We start from the raw sequence: 13,618 nt of genomic DNA, 5'->3' as shown, positions 1-13,618 counted from the left end.
ACAGAATAATAAATAAAAAAGTAATGGCCCCACTTATCGGTGGGGTCATTACTTTTTACTCGGTCATGTGTTTTCTTTCTTTAGCTCTTCTATTTCTCGTACCAGGTCTTTAAAAATGACCGCCGATGGCCTTTCGGTGACCTTTGCTGTGCATTGCCCTGTCCACAGGTTGGTCATTTCCTTGTTATCTAGTTGCTGCGCTATTGTTCTTATTTTTCCGGTAAGGCTGTTTTGTATAGGGTATGGCGGTATCGGTATATTCGCTGCCTCTACTTCCTCCATAAATGCATTGCGCAGGCCACGCGCCCACCTGCCAGAAAATGCCCGTGTGAGCTTGCTATCGGTATCCGATGCACGGCATACTGCTGCCTTGTACGATGGTATGGCAGCGCTTTCGGTACTGGCAATGAACAATGTACCGATCTGTACACCCGCAGCGCCCATGGCCATTGCGCCATGTACCGATCGGCCATCGCATATTCCGCCGGTCGCCAGCACCGGCGTTCTGGTATGTGCTCTTATGGTAGTGAGCAAAGACATCAGTCCCACCTGCGGCAGTGCACCCTCTATGAACGAGCCGCGATGGCCACCTGCCTCTATACCTTGCGCGGTTATAATATCCACCCCCTTCTCTTCCAATGCCATTGCTTCAGCACATGATGTAGCGGTGCCGGTCAGCGATATGCCCGCCCTTTTCATTATACCTATACTATCATCATCCGGTATGCCGAATGTGAAGCTGACCGCCTGTACCCCTTCCTTTACCAGTATCTCAACCTGTTCTTTGTAAGAAGAAAAGTGGAACGGCTCGAAGTCTCCCTCTTCGAATGGCAACCCGTATTTCGAACAAAGGCCCAGCAGCAACATCTTCATGGGCGCTACCTGCTCTTTGTCGGGCACAGGTATGTCATGAGCAAAGAAGTTTACTGCGAAAGGTTTGTCGGTAAGCGCCCTCGTAGCGCGAATAAGGTCTGTGGTCCTTTGCGGGGAAAGGCCCCCTACTGCCAGCGACCCGAGCCCACCGGCATTCGATATGGCCGCCGCCATTTGCGGCGTAGATACGCCCAGCATAGGCGCCTGTACTATAGGATACGTCACACCCAGCAACTTAGTTATCTCGTTCTTCCATTGCATACATCATGCGTTTATGATCGGCAAAATGAATATATGCATATTTGCTTGAATAATGAATTTTCCCGTTACCGGTCTGAGAATAGTGATCAAATGATCTTTTTCTCTCAAAAATGTATACCGGGTAAAATGGCATTTTCTATGCTGATGACGCTCCGTCTTAGCCGGGTCTCCCGTGCATAGCTTGTGGCAGGCAGGGACCCGGCGCACTCAAGGGGGACATCAAAAAAAAGAGCGCCAGGGGGTGAGCGCTCTTTTATGTTTCAACCGGGTAAGGTGGGGAGGTCTGTAGTAGACCGATCAAATAAGGGGCCTGATATTTTAGCAAAAAGCATATTTCTTATAAGGTATTATATAAGGTATCAAGGCTCTCTTTTGTACCGGAAAATTAGAAAAGCCTCAGTAGAGAAACCTGCCAAATACCCTGACAAACCTGCCATATACATGTAACTACATGTTTTTCAATACACTATAAAAAAACGAAACAGGCAATACCAATGAAAATTCTTACCAGAGAAATGTAAGTGAAATATACTTTCGCTATAAAAAGTCGGCAGGGCGCTTGCCAAAGCGCTCGTAGAACTGCCGGGAAAAATAGCTGGCATCGTCAAAACCCACCTGTTTTGCAGCGTATTCTACCTTGTGTACGCTACCGCTTACCAGCAATTCGTATGCTTTTTGCAGCCGCACTTCTTTGATAAGCTGGGCAGGGGTACAACCCGTCACGCGCTTTGCGAACCGGTACAACTGGCGCTCGCTCATACCCAGCTCATATGCCAGGTCATACACCGATACGTCTATGGTCTTCATTCGGGCCAGCACGAACTCGGATATACGCTCTTTGAATGTTTCTGCCTCGTTGCTTTCCAGAGGTATATCATCGGGCTCGCTGGGCACACTCTCGAACTGGCGGCGTTCCCGCAGGTTGGTAAGCAGGTTGTATACCCTGGCGCGCAGTTCCGATGCGTCGAAAGGTTTTACTATATGATCGTCTATCCCCAGCCGCAGCAGCGCTATCTTGGTAGCCCCTTCGGCAAGGGCGGTGAGGGTTATCACAGGTATATGGCGGTATGCTGGGGTCTTCTTCAGGTTGGTTATCAGCTCCTCGCCGCCCATTTGTGGCATCATCAGGTCGGTTATCACCAGGTCTACCCGGGTGTCTGCCATCTTATCCAGCGCTTCCCGGCCATTGGCCGCCTCTATCAGGTCTACTTTATCGCCTAGTACCTGCCGCAGGTAGTAGCGCATTTCCACATTGTCTTCGGCAATAAGCACGGTCTGCTTTGCAGAAAAATGTTCCCATTTTTCGCCGGGGACCACCATAGGCTCCCGGGGTATATCTGCCCGTGATGATACTTTTTCTGCTATAGGGAACTGTAAGGTGAAGGTAGTGCCCCCTTCTTCAGAGCTATCTACATATACCGTACCCCCCATCAGTACCGTAAATTCCTTTACAAGGCTAAGGCCTATACCTATGCCCTGTGCCTTAGCAGTATTGGTATCGGCCTGGTAGTATCGTTCGAAGACGTGTGGCAGGTCTTGCTGGCGGATACCGCTGCCCGAATTGCTGATAACGAATACCAGGTCGTTACCCGCGATAGCGGTAACAACTTTTATCCACCCACCGGGGGTATTGAATTTTACGGCATTATATACAAGATTGTTGATCACCTTCTCCAGCATCAGCTCATCTACCTGTACATATATACCCGTAGCACGGTCGGATGTGAAGGAAAGTATAAGGCGCTCGTTCTCTATAAAGGTCTCGAAGGCATATACCATTCGCCTGAGCACGGGTACTATGTCCTTTATTTCCAGGTTCAGGCGGGAATTGGTGGTCTCCAGCCGCGACAGGTCCAGTATCTCTTCTACCATATACTGCAGGCGGCGGCTGTTGCTGTAGGCTATATCCAGTTGCTCGCCTATGCGCGGGTTCTGCACTTTGCCGCCTGTTCGCATAAGGTCCAGCATACCGGTGAGAAGTGTAACGGGGGTGCGCAACTCGTGACTGATATTGGCCAGGAAGCGCGATTTCATGCTGGCCGCATGTGTGAGCTGCGAGGCCAGCGATTCTTTTTGCACCAGCGATTCCTGCAGGTGTACCGCCATATCGTCAGACCGTTGTTTTTCCTCGGCTATCTGCTTGTTGGCGGTCTCCAGCTTTGCTTTCTCTGCCAGCAGCCTTACATTGGCCCCCCGCTGGCGGGCATAGTTGCGCCCTATGAGCAATATAATGACCCCCAGCAGCGCTATACTGATGAGGAAGAGCGCACGTTCCTTCTTTTCATTGGCAGCCTGTATCCTGTTCAGTTCTATTTGCTGTTCTTTCAGGTCGGCCTCTCTTTGGGTCTCCAGTGTTGCCACCTTCAGGTGTATGTCTTCAGAGAGCATAGAGTCTTTGTACTGCATATGCTCCTTATAATATCTCAATGCCTCCAGGTGATGGCCGGATGCCTCCAGTGCCTGGGCCAGGCCCAGCGATATGTCTATGGGAAGAAAAACGGGGTTCCTATCGTAGACGGCGTGCGATCCGCGGAAATAATATATGGCTTTCGCCAGACGGGCAGCGCGACCGGCAGGTAGCAGGCTGTCGGCCAGCGTGACGCCGCTGCTATCGTTGGCAGCATCAAGGTATATGCGTCCGAGGTCGCGGAGGGCGATAGCATAGTTATAATTATCATCGGCAATGGAGCTGAAGATGCGCACTGCCTTGTGGGCATAGGCAAGCGCATTCCCTATATCGTGCAGGGAATGGTAGCAGTTGCCTATATTGCCCAGCGCAGTAGCTACCTTGCGACCATCGCCTATCTCTTCGTAGTACTTCAGCGCAGTACGTTGGCATTCTATGGCCTTGTTCAGGTCGCCGAGAATGGCATAACATTCCCCGATATTGGTGAGCGTACGCGATAGGTCGTACTTGTCATGGATCTTGGCATACAGGTCATATGCCTTTCGGAAGTACTCCATAGCCCGCGTAAAATTCTTCATATTGAAGTACACACCGGCCATCACATCGTATGTGCGGGCTGTCTGGTATTTATCATTTATCTGCTCGAAGATCTTTAGCGCCCTCAGCAGGTGATCGAGCTGGTATTCGAAATTACCTTCTATACCGCCAAGCGTAGCCAGACATATACCCTGGCCGTACCTATGGTCTATATCCTGCGCCAGCTGCAGGCCCTGGCCTGCATAAAAGATCACCGAATCTTCTTTGGAGAGCTGCAGGTATGCCCTCGCTACGTTGCATAGCAGGCTCACTTTGCCCGTATCGCGGGCATCGCGGTATGTGTCGGAGGATAACTCTTTCAATAGGGAGTCGAGCCTTGCGCGGGGCTGCTGCGCAAAGGAGAGAAGGGGAAAGAGTAGAAGAAGTAAGATCTTTTTCAGATGACCAAAGTACAGATCTCGGCAGACTGTGCAAAATGTGTAGGGAAATGCCTGAGAAGAAGGGGTATAAAATGCCGCTTTCCGCCTTATTTTACGCACAAGCCCATGAGCTAACTATACGCTGGAGATGGGGTGTCGCTGTGACGTAGTTGGAGGCTGTGCCAAACGAGTCCAGACAAGATAAGTTGTGACCTCTATTTATCGCGTCTTACAACGGAGCCTAATAAAGTTAGCTTTATAGATGTGGTCCCATTGTCGCAGAAGGTAACTAAGCGCAGTCGTTTCAACTCTGCAAGCTGTGCCAAAAGGCTATCGGAAGTGAGAGACAATTCCCTCGATATCTGAAGTACAGTTATCATAGGCCGTGGCTTTATACCGCGAACACTGATCTCCTTTATTTTCCTGAACACTACATTTTCTGTCGACATGGTATCATTTCCGATAAGAATAGGATCATATCTTTCCCCTGCTAAGTTTGTTTAACAATGTAACATATACGGCCTTAGCAGATGGCGATAATTGCTGAACTATTTCTGACTGGATATCCGGATAAGAATGTTCATCTTTCCAGCTAATGGTACCATCCCATTTTTTTTGTATATCGAGGGGCAAAGTTCTTACGAGCTTTGAGAAAGATCTTTCGAACTGCGTGCGCAGTTCAGGGGTGGTAAGCATAGTGTTTATGGCGTTAGTTATAAAGTTAGCCAATTAGATCCATATTAATTTTTTTATTTGAACATGAGTGCAAAATAAGATCAGTAGTGGCAAGACCGTGACAATAGACGAAGGAAGGTCCCATCATAGTCCGGTCGCATCGCTGCTATTTGCCGGTCTGGAGAGCGGGTGTGCAGTGACGTGGTGGGAGGGATACGCAAAAAACGGAAAATGCGGTATTTTTTCGCAAGCGAACGCTTGCTAGAAAGTAGGACGAAGCGGGGCACTGCAACCAGATGGGGAGACCTGTTAAGACAGTACATTTACACGCCGGTCGGGAGACCGGCTACCACTACGACGAAGTCTGGAGACCTCGCCGAACTATTATGGATAAACTACGCCAAACGGATTCTCGCAAGCGGACGCTTGCAGGAAGGTAGGACGAAGTGGGACACTTCGACCAGGCGGGGAGAAATTAAAGAAAGCGTGTAATATCACGCTTGCCAGTGCTATTATCCAAAGTCCAAATTCTATTCTTTTCATATGGTTGAATTAATAACGGTCTCGTCAAGCCGGCCTGCAGCTATTCCCTTTAACAAATGCTTGAAAAGCAGTTTCTTTTTATTCGGTATAGTTCTGGGAATTAACCAGTTCATCCCTTCAGGTTCGAAATATTCTGCCGCCATAAAATTAGAAACATCGACATTGAATTTTTTGCTGTACCAAAGAATCAAGTCAATAGCATCAGCTGCAATTATTTTTAGATCATCATCTATACAACTATCATGCTGTATATAGCATATGTCTACCGCAAATTGTTTTTCCAGATACTTCTTCAAGATATACTCTACCTCATTTTCCATTTTAACGCATTAATGTGGCACGAGCTAATTTATAGCCGTTACCCTAAAAAGTAAAATGCAGCTTCACGTTCAGCAGGCGCGTTGTGAGGCGGTTGGGCACGGCATACATGCTGCCTGAGCTCTGGTCCTGGATCCAGGTGTAGGAGAGGGTGTTCTGGATGCTGAGGAGGTTGAAGACCTCGAGGCTGCCCCATATACTGTGTATATGATTGAAAAAGCTGTGCGCACGGTATTCTTTCTTCAGCCCATCGAGCAGTAGGGCCGAGAAGCCTATATCTACACGCTTGTAATCAGGTATGCGCAGTATGTTCTGATACAGGTGGCCACGGGGTGGGCCTACAGGCAGGCCGCTGGCATACATCACATTCACATGGGCCTTGAAGTTCTTGTTCTTTCGCAGATAGTCCTCGAAATACATGCCCAGCATGAAGCGCTGGTCTGTAGGCATGGGGAAGTAATTGTCGTAACCTGCAATAGAGGGGCTATCAGTGATCTTCTGCTCCGCTTTAAGCATACCTATGCTGATCCACGATGTGGCACCTTCTACAAGCTCGCCATAGAGGCGCACCTCGCCACCGTATACGCGGCCTATGGCATCGTTCTTGCCGGTATAGCGTATACGCACATTGTCGTAGCGGTAGGGGTCCTGGTCCCACAGGTATTTGTAGTAGGTCTCTCCGGTGACCTTGAACGGCCTGCGGAACATGGAGAAATTATAGTCGGCGCCGAGTACGAACTGCCATGACTTCTGCGCCAGCAGGTCTTTATTGACACCACCGTTCACATCGCGCATCTCGCGGTAGAAGGGTGGCTGCACATATTTGCCTGCGGCAAGCTTCAGCACCAGGTCGCGGGTGCGTGAGCGCGGCCTGTAGGACATTTGCAGGCGCGGGCTGATATTAAGCTCGTCGTTGAGGAGGCTATGATTGAACCGTATACCTGCGGTGGCAGTGAGGCGGCCGGAGTCAAGCTTGAAATAATCCTGTACAAAACCGCTGAGGCGGGTATAGTTGAGGTCGGTAGAGGAGTGGTAGAGCGATACCATGTTCACCCCATTGGGATCGTATGGCTGCGAGAAGGCTGCCGAGTCGCGGCGCTCCCACTCGTGCAGTTCATCGCCGATGGCGGTAACGGTGGCATTAGCGCCGAACTGTATTAGGTGATCGCCTGCATCGTAAGAGCCGCGCGTGCCCATGTCGCCCACGTTCACATTAAGATAGTTGCGCGCAAAGTTGTGTATAGCGCCGGCACCGAGATAGGTCTTTATCTGGCCGAAGTCGCGCTTGCTGAGGTCGGTCTGGAGCTCGCCAAGAAGGTAGGCGCCAAAGATATCGTAGGTCTCGTACTCGTTGGTACGGAAGCCCGAGCCCAGGAACTTGATACGGAATTTAGAGCCGACCTTGTGATAAGTGGCCGACAGGCCGCCAAAGCGGGAATCGAATTGATCGAACTCGCCACCCTCATAGAAGACATTGAGCACATAAGCCTGGTTGAGCACACCGAAGCTGGACGAGGAGGTCTCGGGGAAGAAGGTGAACCTGTTGCGGGCATAGTTGGCTATACCTTCCAGTTCCCAGTTGCCCACCCTGTAATTAAGCAGGGCCTGAATGTCGGTGAAGGAAGGATTGTATATACCCTTTGTAGGCTGTGCCTGCAGCACATACTGGTTACTCTTTTGCCGTGCGCCTACCAGGTAGGTAAGGCGCTGGTTCTTGGAGGCGCCCTCCAGGTGCATACTGGCACCCAGCAGCCCCGTAGTGACAGAGCCTGCGAACTCTTTCGGTTTTTTGTAGGAGACATCGAGCACACTGCTCATCTTATCGCCATACTTGCTCTGGAAGCCACCTACGGAGAAATTGACATTGGCCACGAGGTCGGAGTTGACGAAGCTGAGGCCCTCCTGCTGGCCCGTGCGCACAAGGAAGGGACGGTATATCTCGAAATCGTTGACGTAAACAAGGTTCTCGTCAAAGTTGCCACCGCGTACATTGTACTGAGAGGTGAGCTCGTTATTGGTGCCCACCATCTGTTTTATCATGGCAGTGACACCATCTACCACGCTGGGCATGTATACCGCACGGCTCACATCCAGTATCACAGACCCTGCATCCTCGCGCTTGCGCTGGTCCTTTATTACGATATCGGGACCCTGAACGGCCTGCAGGCGCTCCATCTGCACATCGATGATACGGCTGGCACCGGGAGACAACAATACCTCCCTCCGCTTCACAATGTAGCCCTGCGCTATGTATATGATGGTGACCTTTTTGTTGGCAGGCACCTCCATGTAGTAGTAGCCCTGGGTATTGGTAGTGGCGCCAAGGCCGGTCACCTCATCGGCAACGAGGGCCTGGCCGAGGCCTTTATCCATTTCGTTGCGTACCACACCCGATACGATGGCCTTTTGCGCATGCGCGCAAACAGCCGTCGTGAGCAACAGCAAGAGCAAAGAGAGCCTTTGAAGAGTCATGGTATGATAACGCAATGAAGATAAGATCATTTTCCTACCTGCTTCAATCTTTTTATGGTATCGGTGGGATCGGGCGAGGCAAAGACGGTATTGCCAGCCACAAGAGCATCCGCGCCCGAGGCTATGATAGCCGCAGCATTATCGAGCGTGACACCGCCATCTATTTCTATAAGCGTACTGGCGCCGCGCTCGGTTATCATCTGGCGGAGGGCCTTTATCTTCTGGTGGGTATGCTCTATGAACTTCTGTCCGCCGAAACCGGGGTTCACACTCATCATACATACCAGGTCCACATCATGTATCACATCGGCAAGGAGGCTTACAGGTGTATGGGGATCGACGGCCACACCTGCCTTCATGCCCAGGGCCTTTATGGCCTGCAGGCTGCGGTGCAGGTGGGGCGATACCTCCAAGTGTACACTCAGGATATCGGCGCCGGCGGCGGCAAAGGCCTCAAAGTATTTTTCGGGCTCCAGTATCATGAGGTGAACATCGAAGGGCTTGCGGGCCTGCTTCTTCATCTGCGCTATTATGCTCATGCCATAGCTGATGTTGGGCACGAAGCGGCCGTCCATTACATCGAGGTGGAACCAGTCGGCCTCGCTGTTGTTCACCATTTCAATATCGGCTCCCAGCTTCAGGAAATCGGCGGAGAGTATAGAGGGGGCAATTATCGGCATATGGTCATGTTTTGCGGCCACCTGCAGGTGGCCTATTTATAGTTTTTTACATTTTTTGTTTCAATCGCTGCAGCGCCTTTCGGGGCGCAGCATAGCCGGTATCCATGCGGGCGGCCGTGCGGTAGTCGGCCACGGCGTTGGAGAGGCTATCCATTATCTCGCTGCATAAGCCGCGGTTGAAGTAGGCGGTGGTATTCGTAGGATCGGTCTTGATGGCCATATCGAACTGGCGCCATGCCTTGGCAGTAGAATCCTGCTGTAGCAGTATGTAGCCCATATTGAAATAGGCATCTGTAAAATGCCTGTCGGCAAGGATGCAGCGGCGATACTCTGCCTTGGCCCGCTCATTATCGCCACGCTCCTGGAAGTATACTCCCTTGGCATATATGGGAAACACATCGGTAGAGTCCATTACGAAGGCATTATTGAGGTATCGTAGTGCTATGGAGTCGTTCTTTGCGCTGTAGAGCAGGCCCAGCTCCACTACGGCATCGCGGTGCTCGGGAGACACCTGTATGGCGGTCTGCAGGTTGGATATGGCACGCGCAGTGTCCTTGAGGTCCTTATAGAGCATGGCCTTCAGGAAGTATGCCTCGGGGTCGTAGACATTCTTGCGGAGCACTATGTTTATCTCGGCAAAGGCACGGGCATGATCGCCGGTATAGAGGAAAAGCTTGGCTATCTTGAGGTGGGCCTTTCGGTCTTCGGGGTTCTTCCTGATGGCGAGCTGTATCCATTCGAGGGATCCATTTATGTCCTTGTTCTCGAAGAGGAGGTCGCCGATAGCGCTGTAGTATTCGCTCTTGGAGCTATCGAGCGATACGGCATACTTGAAGTCCTTGAGGGCCAGCGAGTCGTAGCGCAGCTTGTGCAGCTGGCGGCCACGCTCGAAGTAGAGGGCAGCGTCTTTGGGGCTTTTGTGTATCTCGTCGGTGATACTTTTGAGCGTGGGGCTGCTGGTAAGCATAGGGTCTTCGCTGGCGCCTGCACCATCGGTATGCTTACCACCGCAGGCAGCGAGGAGCACTAATGCGATGATGAGTGTGAAATGCCTCATCCAAGAGATCTTCATGCGCGCAAAATTATCGAAAAGAAAGATGGGGAGCAAGAAGCCCCTCCCGGAGCTACGCTCGTTCACTACGTTCACCCCCAAGGAAGGAGATGTGCTTCAGATATGTAGGAAAAAGCAAAAGGGGCGCATCACTGCCCCCTTTTGTATTCTTATTAAGAAATAATTACATCCTTTCTATAACTATGGCACTGGCACCGCCGCCGCCATTGCAGATACCTGCGGCACCGTAGCGGGCGTCCTTCTGGTTGAGCACACTGATGAGGGTGGCTATGATGCGCGCACCGCTGCAACCCAGGGGGTGACCAAGAGCCACTGCACCGCCATTCACGTTCACCTTTGCAGGATCGAGGTTCATTTTCTGGGTATTGACGATACCTACCACGCTGAAAGCCTCGTTGAGCTCGAAATAGGAGATATCCTCCATTTTCAGGCCGGCCTTCTGTACGGCCTTTGGCACTGCCAGTGCAGGCGACGTGGTGAACCACTCGGGAGCCTGCTCGGCATCGGCATAGCCTACTATTTTGGCTATAGGCTTCAGGCCCAGCGCCTCGGCTTTTTCCTTGCTTACCAGTACCAGTGCAGCAGCGCCATCGTTCATGGTGCTGGCATTGGCGGCGGTAACGGTACCTTCCTTAGAGAAGGCAGGGCGCAGACCGGGTATCTTGTCGAACTTCACGTTCCATGGGTCTTCGTCCTTGCTGAAGATGATGGGGTCGCCCTTTTTCTGGGGCAGCTCTACAGGCACTATCTCGGCATCGAAGCGGCCTTCGGTCCAGGCGGCCTGGCTGCGTTTGTAGCTTTCTATAGCAAATTCGTCCTGCGCTTCGCGGCTTATGTTGCATTCTTTGGCGCACATATCGGCAGCATTGCCCATAGCATAGTTGTGATATACATCGGTAAGGCCATCCTTGGCCAGACCATCTATCATGGTAGTATTGCCATATTTATTACCCCAACGGAGGGTATCGCTGTAGAAGGGTACATTGCTCATGCTTTCCATACCGCCGGCCACTACTACGTCGGCATCGCCGAGCATGATGGCCTGTGCGCCCTGCATAACGGCCTTCATACCGCTGGCGCATACCTTATTTACAGTAGTACATGGTACATTGTCTGGCACACCGGCAAAACGGGCTGCCTGGCGGGCGGGAGCCTGGCCCAGGTTGGCCTGCAGCACACTGCCCATCAGTACTTCATTCACTTCACCGGCGTTCACACCGGCCCTTTCAAGCGCGCCTTTTATAGCTATTGCGCCAAGACGGGTGGCAGAGAGATCTTTAAGAGCGCCGCCCCAGCTACCCATGGGTGTGCGTACCGCCGATACTATATATACTTCTTTCATTTATAAAGTGTTTTTTTATCGTGAAAAGCGGTGCAAAGGTAAGTAGATAGTCGAAAGTAGAAAGTGAAAAGTCGAAAGCAGAAGTATAAGGTCGAAAGCAGGAAGCTGTGAATAGGGGACAAAAGTTAAGACATAGCACATTTGCAAATGTTGCACAGATGGTCATTCGGGAAGGGTAAGCACCAATAATATCGTGTGCAACTAACATATTCAGTATCATATCCGTCCTTTTAAAGAGGTAGTATCTAAAAACCTGAGAAAAATAGAAACGAATACATTATTTTTACCGTGACTTATCGCTATCTGCCAGGGGCAGGTATGCACAAACTATTTGATGTATGATGCGTAAATTTATTTTGCTGCTGTTATTGTGCATTGGTTCTTATGGGTTTGCGAGCGCGCAGACAGAGGATTCGGTCCAGATATACCTACCCTGGGGCAGCGACACTACATGCCCCGGCACACAGCTCACCTTTACGGCGGTAGAGACCAACGATACTGCGATAGGCACCATATTCAGGTGGTATGCCAATGGGGTGTATACGGGTGTATCGATAGATACGTTCATAACCACGGCCCTGAACGATGGCGATACTGTACACTGCGAGATATTCTTCACGAACAGTGGTGGTTTCCTGGACAGTGCCCTGTCTAACACCATAACCGTACACCGCAGCAACTCTATAATGCCTGCTGTACTGATAGCGCTGACAGCCGGTAGCAACCCCGACTGCCCCGGGCACCCGCTTACCTTTACGGCATACCCTGCCACAGGCGGCCCCAGCCCACTGTACCAATGGCGCGTAGATGGTGTGGATATAGCCGGTGCTACCAGCAATACATACACCAACATCTTCAACGATGGCGATACGTTATCGTGCATGATGGTATCTAACTCGCCCTGCGCTTCCCCTACCGATACTGCATACTCTAACATAATAGAAGTAGTACACGACTCGCTGACGGCAACACTGGGCATAACTGTGGACTGGAATCCCATATGCCAGGGCACGCCCGATACCCTGAGGGCCACTACAACAGATGCCGGCTTGGGATCGACGATATACTGGTTCGTGAACGGAACGCCTGTAGTAGGTGCGCTGGGACCACAGTACATGACCGACTCGCTGGATAATGGCGATATAGTATATGCCATGCTGGTGGCTACCGATGCGTGCGTGATAAATGACACCACGATATCGAGCCCGATAACCATGACGGTACTGCCCAACCTGAACCCGACCGCACACATAGTGATGACACATGGCGCGAACCCGGGCTGTATAGACTCTGCTCTCACATTTACCGCTACCTATACCGATGGCGGCCTGGCGCCAGACCTGCTGTGGCTGATAAACGATACAGTAAGGGGTACAGGATCTACATTCACGCGCACATACAGGGACGGAGACCTGCTCACCTTCAGGCTGCGTACTACCGATGGCGGCTGCTATGTGAACGACTCTGTGACCACTACCGCCGTGCTGATGGTGCGCGACAGCACACCTGTAGCGCCACTGGTATCGCTGATAGACAATATGCTGGTGGCCAATACAGGCGGCAGCTATGTATGGTACTTCAACGGGGTGATAATACCCGGCGCTAACTCGCATACCTACCACCCGGGCACTATAGGCTACTACTATGCAAGGCGCGATACGGGCAACTGTCTTTCAGAGCCATCGAACACCATATACATAGCACTGCTGAAAGCAGGTATGGTGGGTGCAGGCTCTTATGTGAACGTATACCCCAACCCAACGGGAGGTATGGTGACGGTAGACCTGGGCGACCGCAGTAATGTACAGGCAAGGATAACAGTGGCGAACGTAATAGGACAGGTGGTGTACAGCGCCGAAACGAACAGGCAGAAACATGAGGCCGACCTGGGCAACCTGCCAAACGGTAACTACATACTGACGGTGAGGGATGATGCAGGCAATGTATCGACACACAAGGTGACGCTGGCAAAGTAGCACCTACGATGATATAAAGAACGAAAGCTACCTCATGAGGTAG

8 protein-coding genes are annotated in these 13,618 nt (G+C 51.4%); 1 reads left to right on the top strand and 7 read right to left on the bottom strand.

What is annotated here, in order from left to right:
* Window positions 1-63 precede the first annotated feature (63 nt).
* The 7 genes from ABD843_RS10845 to ABD843_RS10815 all read right to left on the bottom strand — a co-directional run bounded on the left by ABD843_RS10845 (window position 64) and on the right by ABD843_RS10815 (window position 11,599).
* Entirely contained in the window at window positions 64-1,134 is a 1,071-nt protein-coding gene (locus tag ABD843_RS10845) for an NAD(P)H-dependent flavin oxidoreductase (RefSeq protein ID WP_345082881.1), read from the bottom strand.
* A gap of 537 nt (window positions 1,135-1,671) precedes the next feature.
* Window positions 1,672-4,440, bottom strand: a complete 2,769-nt coding sequence (locus ABD843_RS10840; RefSeq protein WP_345082878.1) for a tetratricopeptide repeat protein — start codon at window positions 4,438-4,440, stop codon at window positions 1,672-1,674.
* Between the two features lie 1,271 nt (window positions 4,441-5,711).
* Entirely contained in the window at window positions 5,712-6,035 is a 324-nt protein-coding gene (locus tag ABD843_RS10835; protein ID WP_345082875.1) for a DUF1493 family protein, read from the bottom strand.
* A 43-nt stretch (window positions 6,036-6,078) separates the two neighbouring features.
* Complete coding sequence (locus ABD843_RS10830) at window positions 6,079-8,484, bottom strand: TonB-dependent receptor (protein WP_345082872.1); 2,406 nt, start codon at window positions 8,482-8,484, stop codon at window positions 6,079-6,081.
* A 47-nt stretch (window positions 8,485-8,531) separates the two neighbouring features.
* Entirely contained in the window at window positions 8,532-9,185 is a 654-nt protein-coding gene (rpe, locus tag ABD843_RS10825; RefSeq protein WP_345082869.1) for a ribulose-phosphate 3-epimerase, read from the bottom strand.
* 46 nt (window positions 9,186-9,231) lie between these two features.
* A complete protein-coding gene (locus ABD843_RS10820) occupies window positions 9,232-10,257 on the bottom strand; it encodes a tetratricopeptide repeat protein (RefSeq protein WP_345082866.1) in 1,026 nt (341 codons plus the stop codon).
* A gap of 163 nt (window positions 10,258-10,420) precedes the next feature.
* Window positions 10,421-11,599 (bottom strand): acetyl-CoA C-acyltransferase, encoded by a 1,179-nt coding sequence (locus ABD843_RS10815; RefSeq protein ID WP_345082863.1) that lies wholly within the window; start codon window positions 11,597-11,599, stop codon window positions 10,421-10,423.
* Window positions 11,600-11,937: 338 nt separating this feature from the next.
* Here ABD843_RS10815 and ABD843_RS10810 point away from each other — a divergent pair, with 338 nt between their 5' ends.
* The gene (locus ABD843_RS10810) at window positions 11,938-13,575 is read left to right on the top strand and encodes a T9SS type A sorting domain-containing protein (protein ID WP_345082860.1); all 1,638 of its coding nucleotides are present in this window, start codon (window positions 11,938-11,940) and stop codon (window positions 13,573-13,575) included.
* Window positions 13,576-13,618: the final 43 nt, after the last annotated feature.

The sequence above is a fragment of the Nemorincola caseinilytica genome (genome assembly GCF_039540515.1).
In the GTDB taxonomy this organism is placed as follows: domain Bacteria; phylum Bacteroidota; class Bacteroidia; order Chitinophagales; family Chitinophagaceae; genus Nemorincola; species Nemorincola caseinilytica.
The sequence above is the reverse complement of the archived record's forward strand: the minus strand, read 5'-3'. Positions and strand labels throughout refer to the sequence as shown.